The organism is Leucothrix arctica (assembly GCF_003172895.1).
In the GTDB taxonomy this organism is placed as follows: Bacteria; Pseudomonadota; Gammaproteobacteria; order Thiotrichales; family Thiotrichaceae; genus Leucothrix; species Leucothrix arctica.
In genome coordinates this window covers 101728-122345 of the sequence record NZ_QGKL01000019.1, presented here as the reverse complement: position 1 = coordinate 122345, position 20618 = coordinate 101728, and the positions used below count along the sequence as shown (strand labels likewise).

The following is a 20618-nucleotide window of genomic DNA, read 5'->3' as shown; positions in this document are numbered from 1 at the left end:
ATATAGCGATGAAGCTACTGTAAACTCATCGCCTCGTGTTCTACGACTAAACCCCACAGATTAAGGTAATAAAGAATGGATTCAGAAGACGTTTTTGCACCGCCTAAAGCACAACTGTCAGACCCAATAAATGATGCGTCAAAAGGACTTCAACTGGCGACTAAGTCAGACAGATTTCTAGCGTTTATTATTGATGCGGGTATTGGCTTGGTCGTGTCACTGCCATTTTTGTATTACATGGGGTTTTGGGAGAAGTCGACAGAGCTGACACTGACTATTTTTGATTCGCTTGTGATCGTCGTCTTTGGGCTGGTGATGTACCTAGTACTGCACGGTAATTTTCTCGCTAAATACGGTCAAACGATTGGCAAAAGACTGTTGAAGATTAAAATAGTCGATAGAGAAAGTGAGCAGATATTGCCGCTTTGGAAAGTCTTTAGTGTACGCTATTTACCACAAACCTTAGTATTTCAAATCCCTGTGATTGGCTCAATCATTGGTCTGGTGGATGGACTATTTATCTTTCGAGAAGACCGTCGCTGCCTACATGACTACCTAGCAGAGACAATCGTGGTGGAAGTACCTAAGCACTGAGGGGTAAAGGCGCTTGCTAATGTTAAAGTGCTCGATATAACGTATATTGGTCGTTGTAGGAGACTTACAAATACAGAGGAGAGCGCCATGTTTAATGTGACATCAAAGGGTGAAAACCGTGTAGATATTGAAATCAGTGGCAAGCTAGATGCTGAAAGCATGAAGTTTGCACTTGATGATTTGATAGCAAAATCTGAAAGCGTCAAACACGGAAAAATGCGCTATACCATCATTGATCTACACCTCCCATCACTCGGCGCAATTGGCGTAGAGTTCACACGTCTGCCAGCGCTATTTGGACTCCTCGGGAAATTTGACCGTGCCGCGGTACTCACTGACCGATCATGGCTGCAAAAAGCCAGTGAAATCAAAGGTGCCGTCATTCCAGGTATCGACATAAAAGCATTTGACTTAGACCAAGTGGCAGAAGCCGAAGCTTGGCTAGACAGTTAGCTTTATTAGTCAATAATCAGACACGCATTTGTTTATTTTTGAATAGTAATGAAGTAAAGCATCACGGTTTTTTTTAGAGGTGCTATTATCAAGGCTTGATCCACTACATTCTATATTTTCAATATAAAGAGAACCTTATGCAAAGCCTTACTAACACCGGACAACGTATCGTTAACGAGTTGTCTAATCGCTATAATCTAAGTACGGATGCCGTCGTACACATGTTAGTTGCAGTAAATAATGGCTCAGGTTCTATGGCACAATTTAACTGCCCTGAGTTGGGTGGGGGTGGCCAGTGGATGCGTGGTGGAATGACGATGGTTGGCGACATGTTTAACCAAGGCTTACAAGCAACGGTTAATAACCTATGTAACGACTTGTCAAACGCACTCGCAAATAACGAAATGTTTCCGACTATTCCTGCGGGCACTCCGGGCTCTAATCAGTGGTGGCCGAGTGAGCTAGGCGCACCGTTTAGTAGTGGTGGACAAAACAATACACGCTACGCTGTTTTTAACGGCAGACTAGCAGTAGAAGTGAATGGCCAAGTAACGGTTTATGACACACTTGATAACCAGATTGGTGGCGTTAGCCAGCAGCAAGGTGGTAATGACTCACTGACTTTTAGTAGCCAGTTCGGGACTATTCCTGTCAGTAGCTTGCCAATTGTTTCTGGTAACGGTGCAGGCAACAAGCCGCAACAACCCAATAATAACTTTGTTGAGCCAGCACCAGCACCTATGTCTGAGCCAGCTTTCACACCTGCACCCGCTGTCAATAATGGCGCGTCAGATGAGACGTTTGCATTGATCAATAAACTGTCTGAGCTAAACAAAGCAGGCATATTGACTGATGAAGAATACGGTAAGAAAAAGTCAGAGCTACTTGCTCGACTATAAGTTTTGTAAGAACCGACACCCAAGGTTCGTATAACAACTGTAATAAAATAATCAGCTACTTATCCTTTTAGGGTGGGTAGCTTTTTTTTTAGGTGAAATTAATAGGTGGACGATTATGAACCCAATTTTAGATGCTCAGCTCGCTCATAAATCTATTCGTAAATACAAAGATAAGGCGATTGAGCCTGAGCTTTTATACAAGCTGATTCGATGTGCCCAAGGTGCGGCAACGTCAAGCTTCATTCAAGCGTACTCGCTAGTACAAGTGACTGATGTGGACACGCGTCAGAAAATCGCAACGTTAGCCGGTGGGCAAACATGGGTAGCAGCTGCATCTGAGTTTTTGGTGATTTGTGCTGACTTGTCGCGGGTTGAATATGCCTCGATCAAACAAGGCTTAGGTGAGTTAGAAGGGAATACTGAGCACTTCCTAGCGGCAACAATGGATGCTGCGCTAATGGCGCAAAACTTGATGCTAGGCGCTGAGTCAGAAGGCTTAGGCGCGGTGTTTATTGGCGGCATTCGTAATGATCCAGCGCAGGTGGCTGAATTATTAGAATTACCAGAGCAAGTTATTCCGGTGTTTGGAATGTGTCTAGGTTGGCCAGATGCTGAGCCTGACTTGAAGCCTCGTTTACCGGTTGAAGTGGTACTTCATAAAGACAAGTACGATGCGACTCGTTGTCAGTCTGATGTGGACGCTTATGACCAACAGATACACGAGTACTACCTAAGTCGTGGCGATAACCAGAAAGCGAGTAACTGGTCTGAGCAAACAGCAGCGGCAGTCCAGTTGAAAAAGCGTGAGCATTTGTTAGCGTTTTGTCAGAAGCAGGGCTTCTTGAAGTCGTAAGCGTAGAAAGCCGAATGCAAACAGGGTGGTTTTGTGGCTAAGCCGTTGCGGAAAAAATATAGGCAGCGAGCAATACACAACCCACGACTACCCAAAGCATATTGGCTTTAATAAAATTTAGCATAGTGTTTAAGATCCGTTATTGGTTGGAGTGAAATGATGAAAGTCACTTTATCATAAAGTACAGACGGCTTAATGCAAAAGGCAGTAATCATCCTCTGACGATTACTGCCTTTTTATTGCGCGCTATGATTCGTTATTATTTAAGACGAATGATTGCACCTATGCTTAGGTTGCTAGCTTTGCTGCCCCAAAGGCCGTTTAGCTTAACCAGTGTCTCTACTGAAACGTTATTACGTTGTGCAATGCGGTATAGCGTATCGCCTGTCGCTACACGGTAGTTACTTTGCGCCACTTGCTTACTTGGTACTTTTTGAACAACAACGCGTTTCTTAGCTGCTTGTTGCTGAGCTTGAGCGGCTTTTTGTTTAGCAGCCTGTAGCTGCTGTGCCTTTATCGCTTGCTGTCTAGCCTGAACTACTTTTTGCTGTGCAGCCTGACGTTGAATTTGAGCTGCTCTCTGCTGTGCTGCTTGTTTATTAGCTTGAGCCGTTTGCTGTTGTATTTTAAGCAACTGAACTTGGCTAGGTGCAGCCATTGAGTTACCTGCAAGGCCAAGCGCTAGTACTGATGTCACGATCACTGTGTTTAAAATTTTCATGGTTATATCCTTTTTTCCAATGGGAGGGGTGTTTAACTTATGGATGTATCATGAACCTCATTTGTGTAAGTTTGTGCTATGTATTTGTAAAGATTGTGTAATGGTTTTTTGGTTGTGATTGGTATGGTTTAAAAGCATTACTCAGCTTGGTCTGTTGACTTTGCAAGACTGCTTTTTAGTCCGTTAGGAGCACAGGTTTATCTTTGGTATCGCATCAAGTTGTGAAATGAAAAAAGGCAGTAATTATCCTTTGACGATTACTGCCTTTTTTTTGGGTATCTAAAAACCGTATATAACAGCACAGCTATGATTTACTAACTATACTCATAATTACCCCATCACCGGTCAGTAAAAATGAAAACATTAATTCTGCTTTTTTCTCTGTTCGGCGCATCGAGTGCACTCTCTGCTCCTGCTTGCAATATACATGGTATTCTTGATGATCTTTTTGATTATGAAATAGCAACGCTAGGTGATGGGCAAAATGCAAAGATTTACAGATCAACTGATGATCAGCAAAAAATAAAAAAATTCACTCAAGATTGCCCAGTAATTCATGTTTCCGATGACTCTGCCGATAAGAAACTTCCAGCCTATTATTATGGAAAATTTGGTGGCCTAGAGCTAAACACCAACTATGAAAAGATGAAGTCAGCATTGGAAAAGTTTGGCCTTAACCACGCTAAGGCTGGCATTAATATGCGTATAGCAAAAGCTGGCCCAAGCAAGAAAAATAGCAATTCAAAAGTCGAGATAAGACCCCAGTTAGAAAAGCAGCTAGTTGGTGTTCTTCCCGCTATCAGCCCTTGTGAATTTCATGGCTTCTACAAAACCTTTGCTGACATTAAATATACAGCGGCAACAAAACAAATTGAACCACCGCTTCCGAGCTATGATGGTTCTTCATCAGAATTTATAAAATTCAAAACCGGTACAGCGTTGTTTGATTCTTTTATCAAAGCCTGCCCAGTATTTTCAGGTTATAGCGGTAAAAAAATCCCGATCAATAAGGTCAAATTAATCAAGGCAATACGCCAACTAGAGGCTAAAAATGCGATTAAACCATTTTTAACACAAGGCTATATGGGGGGAGATTGGAATGAAGGAGACTATTATATGGACTCTGAAAGTGAGCTTCGCTTAACTATAAATTACGAGCTTTCTAAGGCGTTAAAATAATTAGTGGCTAGGATATACCCTTGCTAGAGATTTACAACTTGATGGAGTCGTTTCTTTGAAACCATACGAAGCGGAAAGTCGTCCTCGTAGCTTCGCATAATCGGATGTTATGTCTAGTACCTGGAATCATTCAAACGATCAAAAAAAGAAGACTTTGGTTAGGTTTGAATACCTTTCTTACGCATTGCTCAGCGGAAAAATGCGAGCGAGAGCGAGTAGTTTTTTCGATGCAGCTACTTGTTAATTGGCATTAGCTAATTGTTCTTTAAATGGTTTTAATATATTTGCTGCATTTTCAATTACATAGTCTGCTGCTTGAGCATCAACCTCAACTCCATGAGCAGCTTGATTACCTAATTGTATAAATTCTGTTAAACCTGAAGCAATACTTCGTGTAATGGTGCCGTTTGAAATTAACTCATTAATAGCTCTCGATAAAGGAATTGGGCGTTCCTCACTATCAAGTGTAGAGCGGACAGCTTTTTCAATTTCAATGCGAATTGCTACAAGAGCAAGACTTGGGTCGTGAGCAGATATTACCTTTAGATAATCATAATCTGATGTTTCTACCGAAGGTTCGTCGTCACCTCCAGACACTTTTTCAATTGCAGTTTGTACATCTTTTAATTCAATTTTTACCCCACCTGGAAGCTCAAAAGATTTTAGGTAGGGTAGTGTCCAAGGTAAAGAAGCCAAAACAATTAGCATAATTGCGATCACATCAATTGTTACTGCATCTACAAAAATATGTAGAGAAGCTAGAATAATAAATATAATACTAATTAAGCCCGATATTATCTTCATAGTTTCCTTTGCTATTTAAAGTCTTTCCTCACCAGCCTTATCGGGATGGCGAACGTTTAGTTAGGCTAGAGCTGGGTTATACATCTCATCTGGATACGGCAGTCCATCATTAATAGCTGTTAAGAAATCACAATAACTTTCAATGTCTGCAATTAACTCTTGTTGAGTGCCAATATCTCGATGTTTGAAATGATGGATTGCATTCCCTCGGTATTGAACTTGTCTAAGAAAATCTTGATACTGGTTACCAAACTTACTAACATACAAAAATATCAGATAGTCAAACTTCACATCTTCTGGTGATACTAGTTCTCCTTTGCGTCTCGCTGCGTCTACATCTGCCTGATAATCCTCAAACCAAACGGAAAAGAATAACTTCAATGCTCCTTCAGCCATGCTTCGTAACGTTGTATACCCAAGAATTATACGAGCCTCAGCTGAGCCCTCCGGAAAAGGTTCAAGATAATCTGACAGTGTATGCGCAAAAGATATTTGTCGATCAAGTCTTGCTTCTGCTAGCAATTCAGCAGCTGACTCAGGAGCCCATCCTCTAGAGCTTGACCAGAAATTCTCGAGTGCTGTTGTCATACGAATAGCTTTGTTGATCTTATAGGTTATGCTCATCATTACTGATTACTGCCGGTGTTTGCATAGAGCTCAGGTGCCATTTCTTCATTCATTAAACATACCATTAATATGATTTCACCTGATATTAGCACGCGAAATAGTGGTTAAATAGCGCTACTAAAACACAATTAGTAATCACAGTAACTACGCATAATTCGTTATGTTTAGCTTGTCATGGCTGCCTGAGAAAACCATGCAGCGATTTATTGAGAACTCCACTACAGTCAAAGGCTCTGACTGTAGTTTCTTTTAATTCTTCGATGGTAAATATTCTTTGATTCTTTTTTAACGCCGTCTTTCCATCGTAGGATATTGGATGAGAATGGTATAGAAAATTCCTTTCTTCTTTTACCAAAGAAAGGAAAATATCCGCTGCATTTGTTAGCTCAGATTTATCATCTGAATCTGGGAGATTCTTTGTTAGACTAACTAGTTTCTCAGCTATATTCCTTGCCATAATTCTCTGGTCAGGATCAGACACATCTCTAATATAATCCGGTTGCATACGCTCACAGCAGTAAGCCGCATTCCATTCGGCAGAGATTAATTGAAGAACACAAGCACCCAATGCTAACAAGTATTCTTTTTCGGTTGAGATTCTGCTAATAACTTCGCCGAATGTAGTATTTGACATATCTATCCTTGATGTTGATGCACTATATCCTTACGTATAAATACACCTGTATTGATTACATAACGTGTAATAAACGGAATCCAGATTAACATAACCTTCCTAAGGTGATTAACGCTTAGGTGCAACATTCGAATTTACATTTAGAGTACACCCTTGTTAGAAGGTTGTTAGGGTATCGAGTAGTCTATAAATAGGGTTTTTTTATAGTTTTTAGAAGTAGTTACAAAAACATCTCAGGGCTTATTTAGAATATTTTATAATGTTATTAGTTGAATATATTCGCGTTTCATCATTAGATCAAGATTCAACTACTCAGTTAAAAAGAGTACAGGGCGCAGGTTGTGACAAGGTATTCAGCGACAAGCAAAGCGGGACAACAACTAAGGGACGCGAGAAATTAACCTTATGGTACTTGATCAAAGTCTAGATACCAGTACGCCACACGGTCGCGCCTTCCTTGGAATGCTGCAACCTTTGCTGAGTTTGAAACTCATATTAGAAAAGAGCGACAACTTGAAGGTATTGCAGCGGCTAAGGCTAAAGGTGCATACACTGGACGCAAGCCAACAGCACAGGCAAAGAAGCCTGAGATACTGGCACTGGTAGAGCAGGGTGTTAGTAAAGTGGATATAGCAAAGCAGGTAGGTGTATCTGTTGCTGGTGTCTGCAATGTTTTAAAAGCAGACTGATTTTAAAAAGCACCACATAGACCCTATTACTCAACAACATCCGCCGTAGTCAAAACCTCATCCTCATGAAGATAATAAACCTCATCCCCAATCATCACCGAGCGATCCAACGCATACTGTGTGTAATAGTAATTCTCAGAATCACGACTCTGCCCAACAATACTAGGCAGTAAAGAAATCTCGCCATTTTCCGTATCGATATTCAAACGATAAAGCTCGTCACGTGTCCATCGATAGAAATAACGCGGGTCACTTTCATCATAGTAAGTATTTGAACTCTCAGTCTCATGCACACTAACGGGCAGCGCCATTTTCAACGTTGTACCCGACTGCAATGTCGTCAATGCATGATGACTTTGTGACACCGCCGTTTCAGTACCTCGGCCACCAATAATGATCGTCTCTTTCTCAAAAGGGTCTTGTGGATTACTGATATCAATTAATGACAGCTTCACCCCTTGATACCACGCACCACGACCATCGTCAGTATTACCGCCCGTACTTGATGACGTATCTGCAATCGCATCCTTGCCAATGCCTAACAGGTAATTTTCACCCACTGGGTGCAAGTAGTCGGAGTAACCGTCAATCTCAAGTGCGCTAGCAATGAATGGATCAGCAGGGTTAGACAGGTCAATCACATAGAGTGGGTCGGTAGCGCGGAAGGTCACGAGATAGCCTTTGTCTCCAATAAAGCGTGACGCGTAAATCTGCTCGCCTGTTTTGCCAAGTGGGTCGGGACGGTTTTCGTTGGGTAACTCACCGATCACTTCAAGCGCATCGCCCGTTGCATTTTCTGCCACGGTGTAAAGGTGAGCGGGGGAGTCAACGCTGCTTTGTTGAGCGCCGGTATATGTGATGATGCGTAACACATCGTTGTATTCACTCATGCGGAATGGTTTTAAGTCTTGCTGCCAGCCCAAGTGCCCTGAAACGCTTGTTGAACCTTTGTAGTCAGCGTCGGTGCCATCAAGCGCAAACTTATGGATTTCCGTTGTTTGTACGCCGCTATAAGTCGAAACACCATCAGTTGTGTCGTATCGGAAGCCTGTGGTCGCTAGGTATAACGCCTTTTCTGAGACGTAAAGCGTTTCTGCGTCACCCACAAAACACGTCGCTTCAGGCACAGGCGATGCGGCGTCTAGGTTGATGGCAACAACACTGATAATGCTGCTTTGTGAGTTGTTTGCATCGTCGTAGTCAGTTAAGAAGCAATCGCCACTTTCAAACAAATTTTGCTTAGCGCCATCGTCTATTTGGTAGCTTGGAAGTAGGTCGCTCAAACTAGCCGTATTAATAATATCTTTGTTTGTTGTAACGTCATCTTCAGAGCTAGGGTAAGCAATAAGGCCGTCTGCATAAGGCGTGTGGCGCGTGGCCAGGTACAAATAAGAGCCAATTCTTCGACTACTGATGAGCTGACCGTCAATGCTTAGCTTGGATTGTTGAGCAGGGGCTGTGGGATCACTAACATCAAGGTCAAACACTTCCGTTGTGCGGCTTTGCCAGTAGTAAGGGCCGAACCACATATCACCGAGAAAGTATGGATTTTGTCCATCGCCCGAAATCGCGATTATCTGATCTTCAGCGTCACGTAAATAAAGTCCAGAGATCGTGACGTCATTGAGTGTTGCGAGTGACTGCTTGGCTACCAGTGGTGCAGCGCCTGTTTCAGCTTTAAATATACTAATGCTAGGTTGGGTGACAGAGCTGACGTAGAGGTAGTTGCCATCTGTTTTTACACGGTCTGCTTCATCGACTGAGGATTCTTGGGTGTTGGTTGATGAGGTGTCTGGTACTGCGCTGTCTAACGAGTCGGCAACCGCTTCTGCGACGGTGCCACTTTCTAAAGCGTAAGTGTAGGGATTATTGATGGTGCCGTAGCTGGTGAATAACGACGCTTTTATTTGTGTTTCTAGTGCTGCATCGGAAGTAGCGGTTTTAAGCGTTAGCGTTCCACCGCTAGAGTCATTATCTTCGTCGCTTGTATCAACTGCTGCTTTATCTGAACTGCCACACGCGGCCAGCAGGAAAGAAAGAATCAAGGGTGTGGAAATTTTTATTATTTGTTCCATGACGTCTACTCCTTATGCAATAAGGAATTAATATATCACTAATAGTGGTTTTATATGAAGGTTTGACTTAATTTTTCCGTTTTACTATTGAGCTCATGGATGTGCGTTATCGGATACGTTTACTCCAGATACAAAAAGGCAGTAATCATCCCCCGACGATTACTGCCTTTTTGTTGAGTGGCTTAATTCTTAATTAAGCGAGGCGGATAAACATACCTACACGTAGGTTGTTCGCTTTCTTGCCCCAAAGTTGGTTTAACTTAACCAGCTTTTGTACTGATACATGGTTACGAGCCGCTATGCGAGACAGCGTGTCACCCGGACGAACACGGTAAGAGCGGTTTGCTACTTTCTTGACCGGTGCTCTTTTAGATACAACTTTTACAACGCGCTTAACCACTTGCTTCTGCGCTTTCTTTTGAACAATGATTTTCTTAGCTGGCTGCTTCGCTTTCTGATGTTTGCTCTGTGCAGACTTCTGCATTTTAAGCGTATCAGCATGGCTTGGTGCTGCCATTGAGTTACCTGCAAGGCCAAGTGCTAGAACTGTTGTTACGATTGCTGCGTTTAAAATTTTCATGGTTATATCCTTATTTAAGTATGTTGTTTTTAATATTTAAGTTGTTCGTCTAAGTCATTTGCTTAGTCGATGGATGTAGTTTGCAGCGAAACCATGTAAGTGTCTGTTATGGGGATGTAAAGAAATGGTAAGTTAGTTTTTTACACAACTATAAAGATAGTCAGGTACTCGAATTTACCAAACAACAAGCCAGACATTGGCCTATTGCGTAGTAAAAATAATGTACCATCAACATAAATAAACTAAGTAGCAAACTCTCATGAAGCCAAATAATCTAATCGAACACACCGAAGGTGGACGCTTCCAAGAAGTTTTCCGTTCTGTGGAGCGTATTACCCGAGCCGATGGTGTTGGGCGCTCTGCGTTAACCCATATCTATTTTTCATTGAATAAAGGCGAGGTGAGTCGCTTTCATAAGGTACAAGCTGATGAGGTTTGGAACTTGTATCAAGGCACTGGGCTTTATCTTTATATTTGGGATGGCTCGGAGAGTGTTGTTGAAAAGATTGAGTTGTCAGCGGCGTCAGGTGCTTTTTGCTATGTGGTACCGGCAGGCTATTGGCAGGCAGCACAGCCAATGGGTAAGAAGGTGTTGGTGGGGTGTTCGGTTGGGCCAGGGTTTGAGTTTGAAGACTTTGAGTTGATTGATCCAGCCTCAGCGATAGCAGAAGGCTTGCAAGCCAAAGACCCCAGCATGACCAAATTTATTGTTTAAGGGTGATGATAGGTAAGTCTTAGAACTTACCGGCTTTGAAGTTTTTCCCAAGGTGACGATCGAGTGAAACAACTGCGCCATACTGGCTATCTTCAAAAATCGTCAGGTATGTATAAGGAGAACCGTTAACTGCCGTGCAGGCAGCTTAAGAATTTCCCTTACTGACCCCTACCATGTCAAAGTAGTGCTCTAATAATTGCATTTCAAAGTGCTCGAACGAACAACACTTATATAAATTTAATTGTTGATTAGAATTAATTCAATAATGTTTTTAGTTATGCCAAAATGGCTTGATATTAAATCAAGATAAATGGGTGTAATCTTGGATTACCTTACAGACTTAAAAGCAATACTGCACTCAAAACGCGTCAATATCTACTATTTGGAAAAATGCCGTGTCATGCAAAAAGACGGGCGTGTCTTATTTTTCACGGAAGAGAAAGTAGAAAAACAGTACTGGAATATCCCCATTGCCAACACCACCTGCATCCTACTTGGAACAGGTACATCCATCACGCAAGCAGCGGTGCGCATGTTGGCATCTGCTGGTGTGTTGATCGGTTTTAGTGGTAGTGGGGGAACGCCGTTAATAGCGGCAAGCGAAGTCGAGTGGTTATCCCCACAAAGCGAATACCGACCCACAGAATACATTCAAGGGTGGATGAAGTTTTGGTTTGATGATGAAAAACGACTCGCCGCCGCAAAACAAGTCCAGCAGTTTCGTATCACCTACATGCAGCAAGTCTGGTCAAAAGACCGCGATTTGAAAAATGAAGGATTCAATGTTGAAGACCCAGATATTGCTAAAGCATTGGAACGATTTTCTTCTAAAATAGCGGATAGTGACAGTGTACAAAACCTACTGCTTATCGAAGCCCAGCTCACCAAAAGCCTCTACAAAATAGCCGCAAACCGTACCAAACAAAAAGACTTCGTTCGCCAGCATGACAGTGTTGATGACGCGAACGCATTTTTAAATCACGGTAACTACCTCGCTTATGGCCTAGCCGCGACAACGCTTTGGGTGTTGGGTATTCCACACGGCTTTGCGGTACTTCATGGAAAAACACGGCGTGGCGCGTTGGTGTTTGACGTGGCTGATTTGGTGAAAGATACCCTGATACTACCGTGGGCGTTTATTTGCGCGAAAGAAGGCGCAACTGAACAAGAGTTTCGTCAGCAATGTTTGCAGAACTTCACCCAGCACAAGACTTTGGACTTTATGTTTGATTGTGTGAAAACGATTAGCCAAGGTGATGCTGCCTCATGATGGTCACATTTGTTTGTGAGTGCGAAAAGAAAGCACTACCCAAAACACGTCGGGTGTTAGATGCGTTTGCCAACCGTATTGGGATGCGCACATGGCAAACGGTGATAACTAATGAGGGGCTGGATGCGGTTAAGAAGCTGCTGCGTAAGACCGCGAGTAAGAATACGGCGGTGAGTTGTCATTGGATACGGTCGCGTAGTCGTAGTGAGTTGGTTTGGATTGTGGGGAATCGGAGTCGTTTTGACTATTACGGCAATGTTCCAGTCAACCGTACGCGTAAAACAATTATGAATACCCAGTGGGAGAATGATTGGCATTATTTGCCTTTGATAAAGTCTTTGACTGCAATGGCGGCCCTGTTTCATGACTGGGGTAAGGCTTCTGTTTTTTTCCAGAACAAGTTGAAAGAAAACAAAATCATTGGTGACCCGCTACGTCATGAATGGATTTCTCTGTTGTTTCTTAACTTCTACATAAACATGGGAGATAAAGAAGCTTCAGATGAAGAGTGGCTCAGCCGTTTGGCAAAAGGGGAAATATACGCTCAAGACTTAAGCTCGATCGGTGATAAGAAGTCTGAGAAGGATTTGGCAAAGCTAAAGCCACTAGCCAAATTACCCAATGCAGCCTCAATGTTAGGGTGGTTGATAGTCTCTCATCACCGTTTGCCTTTGCTAAATGATAGACAGAAGCATTCAGAAAGAAATTACAAAGATAAGGCGCTTCCTCAGTCAGATATCCAAAAGCTTTTTAGCGCTATCACGCAAAAATGGGGTTATGAAAATAAGTTTGATGAGGAAGATTTTTCAGAAGGTTTAGCTGAATGTTTCAAATATGAAAATGGCTTACCAAGTGATTCCAAAGCATGGCTCAGTTACACCCAGAAAACAGCAAAAAAACTTTTAGATTGTTTACCACTATTGGAGTCTGCATTAGTGGATGGAAGTTGGCGCCTTATTTTAAATCAATCGCGTTTAGCATTAATGCTGGGTGATCACTATTACTCTTCGCAACCGTCATCTACAAAGTGGAAGAGTGACCTAAAGCTCTTTGCGAATACAGATAGAGAAACCAAAGAACTTAAACAGCAATTGGATGAACACTTAGTTGGAGTAGCAAAGCAGGCAGTACGAACCGCTCATTTACTTCCTGCATTTGAAAGTAAGAACAGTGAGCTAGAAAGAGCTTATGACGTAAAAGCGTTGAAGCAGAAAAGTCCTGATAAGTTTCGTTGGCAGGATACGGCGGCAAGTAAAATTATGTCATGGCGCAGTGCTCAAGAGAAACAAGATCCTGATCATTTTGGTTTTTTTGCGGTAAATATGGCGAGTACGGGTAAAGGAAAAACATTTGCCAATGGAAAAATCATGCGGGCACTGTCTCCTCAGATGGACAGCTTACGTTTTGTTCTTGCGTTGGGCCTTAGAACGCTAACACTTCAAACGGGCGATGAGTACCGTGAACGTATTGGTCTTAGCAATGACGAGTTAGCTGTTTTAATTGGATCACGAGCCGTTCTTGATTTGCACAATAAAAATAAGCGCGGAGTAGATCAGGAGGCAATTGATGATTACGGCTCAGAGTCTTTGGAAGCACTTTTAGATAATGAAATAGATTTTGAAACCACTATTCCTCAAGACGATTTACAGACCGTTTTAACAACCAAGAAAGATCGTCAGTTTTTATACGCGCCCGTATTGAGTTGCACGATTGATCACATGATGGCGGCGACAGAAACCAAACGTGGCGGACGCTATATCCTTCCCACATTGCGTCTGATGTCGTCAGATTTAGTGATTGATGAAATTGACGATTTTGATGGAAAAGATCTAATCGCCATTGGGCGCTTAATTCACTTAGCAGGGATGTTAGGGCGCAAGGTGATGATTTCCTCTGCAACAATTCCTCCTGATTTAGCTGAAGGTTATTACAATGCTTATCAAGCAGGTTGGGCTGTCTTTTCCACCACTAGAAATATCAGTCCAATTATAGGCTGTGCATGGGTTGATGAATTTGTAACTCAGGTAGTCAGTGTGAATGGTGCTAGTGACGATCATGGAATGAGTGATTATAAGGTTGCTCATGAAAAGTTTGTTAGCAAACGAGTCACAAAACTGAGTGCGGAAAAAGTAAAACGTAAAGCTATCGTCATACCTGTTCAGACAACTGAAGATGATAGCGATGCCGCGAGACAGCAAGCTTATGGTGAAGTACAAAAGGCCATTGCGACAAAGCATCAACAGCATTCTGTTTTAGATGAACAATCACAAAAACAGGTGAGCTTTGGTGTTGTAAGAGTGGCCAACATTAAACCATGTGTTGATTTGACTAAGTATTTGTTAGGTGAAGAATGGCCAGATGGCGTAGAGGTCAGAGCAATGGCTTACCACAGTCAGCAAATTTTATTGATACGCAGTGAGCAAGAAAAACACTTGGATGCTGTGTTGAAGCGTGACAAAGATAATCCTCAAGCAATTTTCCAAAACCCTATTATCAAGCAACATTTAAAGCATATTACCGCGCCTAATGTGATTTTCATTTTGGTGGCAACGCCTGTCGAAGAGGTTGGGCGAGATCATGACTTTGACTGGGCGGTAGTAGAGCCTTCTTCTTATCGCTCTATCATTCAGTTAGCAGGTCGAGTACTGCGTCATAGAGATTCAGGCCAAGATATTGAGCAAGATAACATTGCGTTAATGCAATATAACTTCAAAGGCTTGGTTGATAATGGCAAACCTGCTTTCTGTTATCCGGGTTACGAGTCAATTGACAACCTACTAGCATTTCATGATTTAAAGCAGTTGGTTGATGTTGAAGAGCTTAAGAAAAAGCTCGATGCGCAACCAAGAATAACTAGGAGTAAGCAGCTTAATCCTAAAGAAAATCTCGCAGATTTAGAGCATGAAGCTATTCATCAGCTACTTACTGCTTATGAAAAATTAGGGCCTGAAGCGTTAGAAGGTTGGTTACGTGGCTGTTGGTGGTTGACGGGAATGCCGCAACACTTCACGCCATTTCGTGAAGGAGGGAACCAGATTACTTTGTATCAAATTCCTAAAGATGACAAATGGGTCTTTGCTGAAAAGAGTTTACGTTTTGACGAAGAGCCAATTGTTAGAGAAAAAGAATATGGCATTAGAAGGGAAGAGCTGAGTCCTGAAGAAGAAAAGCGGTTATGGCTGATACGTGACTATGAGAAATTGCTTGGGGAAGTGACCACTCGCAGTCCAGAAAAAGCAGCGTTGATATTTGGCGAAATCAGTCTTCCTATTTATGGCGATGAAGTGAATGAAGCGGGTTATGTTTACTGTAGTCAACTTGGAATGGTTAAGGCTGCTAGTTGAAAAGGATATTAAATGATTAATAGTTTCAAGGAGTCTCAATGTTAGATCCTGCGATTCAGCAATTTCTTGATGAACGAAAAGAAGTTTGGCTGAAGAAGAAAATTAAAAGTAATACCTCAGCAGAAGAGCAAGCTGATTTTGAGAGAAAGGCGGCCAGTACTTTTTCCCTCAGTAGTTGGTTGCCTGATGCTGCTAAGCGAGCGCAGCAACTTTCTTTGGTGAGCCACCCAGGGAAGTTTAGTCACCCAAGCGCCAAGATTAGCCCTGTTATTGCCACAGCAGAGAGGAAAGCAGATGGCTATCTTCGTACAGGCAATGTGGAAGTGGGACTAGACGTCTTTGGGAATGCGGCGGCAATGGATGTTTATAAGTTTTTGAGTATTGAGCTTAAGGATAAACAAACAGTCTTAGAGCATCTTGAAGCACAAACGCCTGAGATAGAAACGCAGTTCAGTTTTCCTGATACAACTTTTCTTGAAATATCTGATGGTCTACTAGCCATAAAACAAAGCGATGAAAACGCGGTAAAGACAAGCGGAAAAGTGAAGCAAGTTTACTTTCCTGTTGACGATGACTATCACCTGTTGTCGATCCTTACGCCTTCAAATGTTATGTACAAATTGAAGGAGCGGATTAATACGTTGCGATTCTCTGATGAGGCAAAAGAGGCAAGGGAAGCACGTAAGAAAAATCAATACAGTGAACTTACATTGTCGGATGTCTTTGATTTGAGTGTGATTGGTTTTGGCGGTACAAAGCCGCAAAACATTAGCGTGCTGAATAGTCAAAATGGTGGTGCAGCTTACTTGCTACCTTCGTTACCGCCTAAGCTTGAAAAACGAAAGATTAGACGACCCAAAGAGAGCTTTTTCAAAGAAGTCTTGTGGGCAAAAAGGTACACCGAAGAGTTTCAAACTTTGCATAAGTTGCTTGTTAGTGATGCTAACAATGTTCATATACGACATAAGCGTGATTCAGTACTAAGAAGTATCATTTACCAAGTAGTCGATCAGGTATGGACACTACGAAGTTTAGATGCAGGCTGGTCAAACTCAGAGAGTTGCGATGCGTTGCCAAAGCCACAAAAAATATGGCTGGATCAACAATATGGCGGAGACCGAAAAGACGACAAAGCTTGTTTTGATGTGATCAGTTTTGAGTTAGCTAAGTGGTTATCTAAAGCCTATAAAGATGTAGTGACAAAGAAGAAAGAAGTGGGTCTGGGAGATGACCAACTGCCACACTTTGAATCTATTATTGATCAATGTAAGGAGGCGTTGTTGTGAGTAGAGATTTCTTACTGATTCCCAATATTCGTATTCATAACGCGAATGCACTTTCTAGCCCTTATACCATAGGGTTCCCTGCTATGACGGCGTGGGTAGGAGCGATGCACGCCCTGCAACGTCACGTTCAAGCGCAAGATTTTGAGGATATTGAGTTCAAAAGCATGGCTGTTTCTTGTCATGATTTCGACCTACAAACTCATAAAGGAGAAAACGATTATGTTCACTCCATTATCGGAACGGGAAACCCTTTAGATAAAGCAGGTAACCGTCCTTCGTTTATCGAAGAAGCACGTATTCATTTGACTGTTTCATTGTTGATTGAAATTGATGACTTGGGCTTTGTTGATTTTGATGAGTTGCGAGATGTTGTTGATGCTTGTCTGCAAGGGAAGATGAAGCTAGCAGGGGGGGATATTTTAACTTCTGATTGGTCATCATCTTGTGAGTTAGTGACGGTTGATAGCAATACTGAAGAGCGCCAATTACTTCGCCGCTTAATGCCAGGTCATTGCTTATTAGAGCGTAAAGACTTGATGGAACAATCAATGGCAGAAGGGCAAGACGGCATTGATGCGTTACTAGATTACTTGAAAGTGACTCATGCGAGTCAACAAGATGAAAAAGAGAAAGTGACTTGGGAAAGCAGCCGTGAAACTAAAGGCTGGATTGTTCCTGTTGCGACAGGTTTTCATGGCATTTCAGAGCTGGGGCAAGCGTTGCAACAGCGCGATGCTGATACACCCCATCGTTTTGCAGAAAGCATTATTACTTTAGGCGAGTTTGTTATGCCGTATCGGTTGAGCGAACTTGATCAAATCTTGTGGCATTACGATGTTGATGCTGAAAATAATTTATATCTTTGTCGACAAAATAAACCGACTCATTAATTTATAAAGGAATATCTCATGGCTAAGAAAGAAAACGTTGCATCTGTACTCGCATTTGAAAAAAAATTAGTGCCTTCTGATGGCTTCATGTATGGGACTACTTGGGAGGGGCGTAACGATACTGTATCTCCACTAAAACTTAAGGAGAAATCAGTTAGGGGAACTATTTCAAATCGCTTGAAAGCGGCTATTAAAAACGATCCTTTGAAGCTAAATGCTGAAGTTGAAAAACCTAACTTACAGCGTGTAGATAGCTGTGCACTAGCACCAGAGCAAGACACGCTTAAGTTGAGTTTTACACTTAAGGTACTAAGTGGTGTTGAGCAGCCATCTGCTTGTAACAGCGAAGTGTTTTTAGCTAGTTATAGTGCTGCGGCGAAAGGTTATATTGAAGAAAAGGGCTTTACTGAGCTTGCTCGTCGTTACGCAACTAATATTGCTAGTGGTCGCTTTTTGTGGAGAAACCGTGTTGGTTCGGAAAAGCTAGAGGTACACGTTAAGGTGTCTAATAGTGATGAGGCTTGGGTGTTTGACTCAACAGCATTCAGCACGCGTAACTTTGATGCTAGCACTACCGAACTTGAAGCACTAGCGGCTAAAATTGCTGATGCACTATCAGGGAAAACTAGTTTTTTACTGCTAGAAATTAATGCGTTTGCGCAAATAGGTAAAGCTCAAGACGTGTACCCAAGTGAAGAGTTAGTGCTTGATAAGGGCAACTCAAAGGGTGGAAAAAGTAAAATTCTTTATCATATAAATGATGTTGCAGGGATGCACTCACAGAAGGTTGGTAATGCATTACGTACTATTGATACTTGGTACCCTGACTTTGAAACGCTGAATGTTGGGCCGATAGCTATAGAGCCGTATGGCGCAGTAACTAACTTAGGTAAGGCTTATCGTAACCCTAAAGTGAAGGCTGATTTCTTCACGTTGTTTGATAAGTTTGCTCAAGGTGAAAAGCTAGAAAGCCAAGAGGAAGAGCATTATGTAATGGGTGTATTAGTTCGTGGTGGTGTCTTTGGTGAAAGCGGTAAGGAGTAATCGCATGAAATATTATGTGGAACTTACTTTATTGCCCGATGCTGATATGAGTGTTTATTACTTGTGGGAACGTGTTTACCAACAAGTTCATTTGGCACTTGTTGAGCAGAAAGAGGCTAATAATAGGCTCAAAATAGGTGTGTCATTCCCAGATTATCGATTGGAGAAACATAGCCTTGGAAGCAAGTTGAGGGTCTTTGCTGAAACTAAAGAGCAGCTAAGTTCTTTAGATCTTTCACGTTGGCTAGCGCGCTTAACAGACTATGTACATTGTAAAGATGTTAAGGAAGTACCTTCTGAGTTGAAGGGGTATGGTTGCTTCAAAAGGTTATTTGAAAAAGGATCAAACGAGCGTCTTGCTAGACGTAGAGCTAAAAGGCTATCAATTAGTTATGACATGGCTTTAGCATACTTCGAGAGTGATAAAGAACGTAAGCAAAGTGAAAAAGAGGTTTATCGTTTTCCTTTTATTACTATGAAGAGCTTAGGTTCAGGGGAGAAGTACCCTTTAACCATTGGTTTTTCTGAGACTAGTGATTTAACAATGAGCGAAGGCTTTAGCACTTATGGCCTAGCTTCAAAGAGTTCAGTACCTTTGTTTTGACCCTTAATTTTTGATGTAAATTAAGTTCTTTAAAAATCAGTAACTTAGCTTGAGCCAGATTTACATTGGTAAAACAGTGTTAATCTGGCTTAATTGATTGTTTTAACTGTGATTATTGTGAAATAATTGCAGTTCACTGCCGAACAGGCAGCTTAGAAAGGACGCTGAAACTCTAAAGCCATCTTCACTAAGTTCACTGCCGAACAGGCAGCTTAGAAATTCAGATATTCGTCTTGGTTAGTTGTACCGATGTTCACTGCCGAACAGGCAGCTTAGAAAACACCACGACGGTACACCACACTGGCATATTTGTTCACTGCCGAACAGGCAGCTTAGAAAGCATCCATCGCAGAGCGCTTGTCATCTTCTGAGTTCACTGCCGAACAGGCAGCTTAGAAACATCCCCAAGTATTACTTTGCAATGTTTTTTGGTTCACTGCCGAACAGGCAGCTTAGAAATAAAAGTTTGCCGTGTTTTCGCCGTACTAAAGGTTCACTGCCGAACAGGCAGCTTAGAAAACTATTGCAAGGTGCAGGCGGGGCAGATGCAAGTTCACTGCCGAACAGGCAGCTTAGAAATCTTCATAGATGGGTACTTAAACTCCAATGACGTTCACTGCCGAACAGGCAGCTTAGAAACCGACAAGAGGAAACCCAATAGATGAATACTAGTTCACTGCCGAACAGGCAGCTTAGAAATGAAAAGAAGCGTAACTACTGGGAGCGGCAATGTTCACTGCCGAACAGGCAGCTTAGAAATAAGACACAGTTCGGTACAGGGCCGTCTTATGGTTCACTGCCGAACAGGCAGCTTAGAAAAGGGAAAGAAAAGCGCCAGTTGATACTTTGGTGTTCACTGCCGAACAGGCAGCTTAGAAACGTTATACGAGGCTTAGCAGCGTTGCGCTTTAGTTCACTGCCGAACAGGCAGCTTAGAAATCCTAGCACCTTCTGTGCTGCATCTAAAAAAGGTTCACTGCCGAACAGGCAGCTTAGAAATTTATCAACGCAGTCCGTTTATCATCTTCTGAGTGTTCACTGCCGAACAGGCAGCTTAGAAAGTCGTAATGAATGACTGCACTCGCTGACTCATGTTCACTGCCGAACAGGCAGCTTAGAAAACTTTCACCTGAACCACATCACCAGTAATACCGTTCACTGCCGAACAGGCAGCTTAGAAAGCCAAAATGGGCTATCACGCTATTCAAGATGAGTTCACTGCCGAACAGGCAGCTTAGAAAGAAGAGCGAAAGCTTGATGTCGTATTTAAAACGTTCACTGCCGAACAGGCAGCTTAGAAATCATCAAAATTGTTGTTCGTTGTGTTTGACGTGTTCACTGCCGAACAGGCAGCTTA

The 20618-nt window shown here is 42.3% G+C and carries 20 protein-coding genes and 1 CRISPR repeat array (1 of these 21 running past the window's edge); of the genes, 14 read left to right on the top strand and 6 right to left on the bottom strand.

Features of this window, described 5'->3' with window-relative positions; genetic code table 11:
* Positions 1–75 precede the first annotated feature (75 nt).
* The 4 genes from DKT75_RS06530 to nfsA all read left to right on the top strand — a co-directional run bounded on the left by DKT75_RS06530 (position 76) and on the right by nfsA (position 2799).
* Entirely contained in the window at positions 76–594 is a 519-nt protein-coding gene (locus DKT75_RS06530) for an RDD family protein (RefSeq protein WP_109822613.1), read from the top strand.
* A gap of 87 nt (positions 595–681) precedes the next feature.
* Complete coding sequence (locus tag DKT75_RS06525) at positions 682–1047, top strand: SpoIIAA family protein (RefSeq protein WP_109822612.1); 366 nt, start codon at positions 682–684, stop codon at positions 1045–1047.
* Positions 1048–1184: 137 nt separating this feature from the next.
* Complete coding sequence (locus DKT75_RS06520) at positions 1185–1946, top strand: SHOCT domain-containing protein (protein WP_109822611.1); 762 nt, start codon at positions 1185–1187, stop codon at positions 1944–1946.
* Between the two features lie 115 nt (positions 1947–2061).
* Positions 2062–2799, top strand: coding sequence for an oxygen-insensitive NADPH nitroreductase (nfsA, locus tag DKT75_RS06515; RefSeq protein ID WP_109822610.1), 738 nt, complete (start codon positions 2062–2064; stop codon positions 2797–2799).
* A gap of 259 nt (positions 2800–3058) precedes the next feature.
* On the opposite strand, the gene DKT75_RS06510 is transcribed toward nfsA, so the two are convergent.
* On the bottom strand, positions 3059–3520 hold the full coding sequence (locus DKT75_RS06510) for a LysM peptidoglycan-binding domain-containing protein (protein WP_109822609.1): 462 nt from the start codon (positions 3518–3520) through the stop codon (positions 3059–3061).
* 354 nt (positions 3521–3874) lie between these two features.
* Between DKT75_RS06510 and DKT75_RS06505 the strand changes: the two genes are divergently transcribed.
* A complete protein-coding gene (locus tag DKT75_RS06505; protein ID WP_109822608.1) occupies positions 3875–4699 on the top strand; it encodes a hypothetical protein in 825 nt (274 codons plus the stop codon).
* Between the two features lie 240 nt (positions 4700–4939).
* On the opposite strand, the gene DKT75_RS06500 is transcribed toward DKT75_RS06505, so the two are convergent.
* From DKT75_RS06500 to DKT75_RS06490, 3 genes are all read right to left on the bottom strand, one after another.
* Positions 4940–5503, bottom strand: a complete 564-nt coding sequence (locus tag DKT75_RS06500) for a DUF4145 domain-containing protein (RefSeq protein ID WP_109822607.1) — start codon at positions 5501–5503, stop codon at positions 4940–4942.
* Between the two features lie 60 nt (positions 5504–5563).
* Complete coding sequence (locus tag DKT75_RS06495) at positions 5564–6130, bottom strand: hypothetical protein (RefSeq protein WP_109822606.1); 567 nt, start codon at positions 6128–6130, stop codon at positions 5564–5566.
* Positions 6131–6302: 172 nt separating this feature from the next.
* Positions 6303–6764, bottom strand: a complete 462-nt coding sequence (locus DKT75_RS06490) for a hypothetical protein (protein ID WP_109822605.1) — start codon at positions 6762–6764, stop codon at positions 6303–6305.
* Between the two features lie 259 nt (positions 6765–7023).
* On the opposite strand from DKT75_RS06490, the gene DKT75_RS22215 reads away from it, so the two are divergent.
* Both DKT75_RS22215 and DKT75_RS22415 read left to right on the top strand, forming a co-directional pair.
* Positions 7024–7191: a recombinase family protein gene (locus DKT75_RS22215; RefSeq protein ID WP_245923113.1), complete on the top strand. Its 168-nt coding sequence runs from the start codon at positions 7024–7026 to the stop codon at positions 7189–7191.
* Between the two features lie 67 nt (positions 7192–7258).
* Positions 7259–7453, top strand: coding sequence for a helix-turn-helix domain-containing protein (locus tag DKT75_RS22415; RefSeq protein WP_342767322.1), 195 nt, complete (start codon positions 7259–7261; stop codon positions 7451–7453).
* A 26-nt stretch (positions 7454–7479) separates the two neighbouring features.
* Here DKT75_RS22415 and DKT75_RS06480 read toward each other — a convergent pair whose 3' ends face one another.
* Both DKT75_RS06480 and DKT75_RS06475 read right to left on the bottom strand, forming a co-directional pair.
* Positions 7480–9528, bottom strand: coding sequence for a beta-propeller domain-containing protein (locus DKT75_RS06480; protein WP_109822604.1), 2049 nt, complete (start codon positions 9526–9528; stop codon positions 7480–7482).
* Positions 9529–9721: 193 nt separating this feature from the next.
* Entirely contained in the window at positions 9722–10108 is a 387-nt protein-coding gene (locus tag DKT75_RS06475; protein WP_109822603.1) for a LysM peptidoglycan-binding domain-containing protein, read from the bottom strand.
* A gap of 259 nt (positions 10109–10367) precedes the next feature.
* On the opposite strand from DKT75_RS06475, the gene DKT75_RS06470 reads away from it, so the two are divergent.
* The 7 genes from DKT75_RS06470 to cas6f all read left to right on the top strand — a co-directional run bounded on the left by DKT75_RS06470 (position 10368) and on the right by cas6f (position 19261).
* Complete coding sequence (locus DKT75_RS06470) at positions 10368–10823, top strand: cupin domain-containing protein (RefSeq protein ID WP_109822602.1); 456 nt, start codon at positions 10368–10370, stop codon at positions 10821–10823.
* Between the two features lie 322 nt (positions 10824–11145).
* The gene (cas1f, locus tag DKT75_RS06465) at positions 11146–12093 is read left to right on the top strand and encodes a type I-F CRISPR-associated endonuclease Cas1f (protein WP_109822660.1); all 948 of its coding nucleotides are present in this window, start codon (positions 11146–11148) and stop codon (positions 12091–12093) included.
* Positions 12090–15437, top strand: a complete 3348-nt coding sequence (cas3f, locus tag DKT75_RS06460; RefSeq protein ID WP_109822601.1) for a type I-F CRISPR-associated helicase Cas3f — start codon at positions 12090–12092, stop codon at positions 15435–15437. The genes cas1f and cas3f overlap by 4 nt, the downstream gene beginning before the upstream one ends.
* 38 nt (positions 15438–15475) lie before the next feature.
* Positions 15476–16723: a type I-F CRISPR-associated protein Csy1 gene (gene csy1, locus DKT75_RS06455; RefSeq protein ID WP_109822600.1), complete on the top strand. Its 1248-nt coding sequence runs from the start codon at positions 15476–15478 to the stop codon at positions 16721–16723.
* Positions 16720–17613, top strand: coding sequence for a type I-F CRISPR-associated protein Csy2 (gene csy2 / locus DKT75_RS06450; RefSeq protein ID WP_109822599.1), 894 nt, complete (start codon positions 16720–16722; stop codon positions 17611–17613). The genes csy1 and csy2 overlap by 4 nt, the downstream gene beginning before the upstream one ends.
* Positions 17614–17631: 18 nt before the next feature.
* Positions 17632–18657 (top strand): type I-F CRISPR-associated protein Csy3, encoded by a 1026-nt coding sequence (csy3, locus tag DKT75_RS06445; RefSeq protein WP_109822598.1) that lies wholly within the window; start codon positions 17632–17634, stop codon positions 18655–18657.
* 4 nt (positions 18658–18661) lie between these two features.
* Positions 18662–19261 carry a type I-F CRISPR-associated endoribonuclease Cas6/Csy4 gene (gene cas6f / locus DKT75_RS06440; protein ID WP_109822597.1) on the top strand — a complete coding sequence of 200 codons (600 nt, stop codon included), beginning with the start codon at positions 18662–18664 and terminating at the stop codon, positions 19259–19261.
* Between the two features lie 131 nt (positions 19262–19392).
* A CRISPR array of direct repeats spans positions 19393–20618; the repeat unit is 28 nt; unit sequence GTTCACTGCCGAACAGGCAGCTTAGAAA; it runs 725 nt beyond the window's last position.

Excerpts from the sequence above, each read along its gene's own strand:
- DKT75_RS22215 (WP_245923113.1), top strand. The coding sequence starts at position 7,024 with ATGTTATTAGTTGAATATATTCGCGTTTCATCATTAGATCAAGATTCA.
- DKT75_RS06530 (WP_109822613.1), top strand. The coding sequence starts at position 76 with ATGGATTCAGAAGACGTTTTTGCACCGCCTAAAGCACAACTGTCAGAC.
- DKT75_RS06500 (WP_109822607.1), bottom strand. The coding sequence starts at position 5,503 with ATGAAGATAATATCGGGCTTAATTAGTATTATATTTATTATTCTAGCT.
- csy1 (WP_109822600.1), top strand. The coding sequence starts at position 15,476 with ATGTTAGATCCTGCGATTCAGCAATTTCTTGATGAACGAAAAGAAGTT.
- DKT75_RS06490 (WP_109822605.1), bottom strand. The coding sequence starts at position 6,764 with ATGTCAAATACTACATTCGGCGAAGTTATTAGCAGAATCTCAACCGAA.
- DKT75_RS06495 (WP_109822606.1), bottom strand. The coding sequence starts at position 6,130 with ATGATGAGCATAACCTATAAGATCAACAAAGCTATTCGTATGACAACA.
- DKT75_RS06525 (WP_109822612.1), top strand. The coding sequence starts at position 682 with ATGTTTAATGTGACATCAAAGGGTGAAAACCGTGTAGATATTGAAATC.
- DKT75_RS06475 (WP_109822603.1), bottom strand. The coding sequence starts at position 10,108 with ATGAAAATTTTAAACGCAGCAATCGTAACAACAGTTCTAGCACTTGGC.
- nfsA (WP_109822610.1), top strand. The coding sequence starts at position 2,062 with ATGAACCCAATTTTAGATGCTCAGCTCGCTCATAAATCTATTCGTAAA.
- DKT75_RS06510 (WP_109822609.1), bottom strand. The coding sequence starts at position 3,520 with ATGAAAATTTTAAACACAGTGATCGTGACATCAGTACTAGCGCTTGGC.
- DKT75_RS06505 (WP_109822608.1), top strand. The coding sequence starts at position 3,875 with ATGAAAACATTAATTCTGCTTTTTTCTCTGTTCGGCGCATCGAGTGCA.
- DKT75_RS06480 (WP_109822604.1), bottom strand. The coding sequence starts at position 9,528 with ATGGAACAAATAATAAAAATTTCCACACCCTTGATTCTTTCTTTCCTG.
- DKT75_RS06470 (WP_109822602.1), top strand. The coding sequence starts at position 10,368 with ATGAAGCCAAATAATCTAATCGAACACACCGAAGGTGGACGCTTCCAA.
- cas3f (WP_109822601.1), top strand. The coding sequence starts at position 12,090 with ATGATGGTCACATTTGTTTGTGAGTGCGAAAAGAAAGCACTACCCAAA.
- csy3 (WP_109822598.1), top strand. The coding sequence starts at position 17,632 with ATGGCTAAGAAAGAAAACGTTGCATCTGTACTCGCATTTGAAAAAAAA.
- cas6f (WP_109822597.1), top strand. The coding sequence starts at position 18,662 with ATGAAATATTATGTGGAACTTACTTTATTGCCCGATGCTGATATGAGT.
- DKT75_RS06520 (WP_109822611.1), top strand. The coding sequence starts at position 1,185 with ATGCAAAGCCTTACTAACACCGGACAACGTATCGTTAACGAGTTGTCT.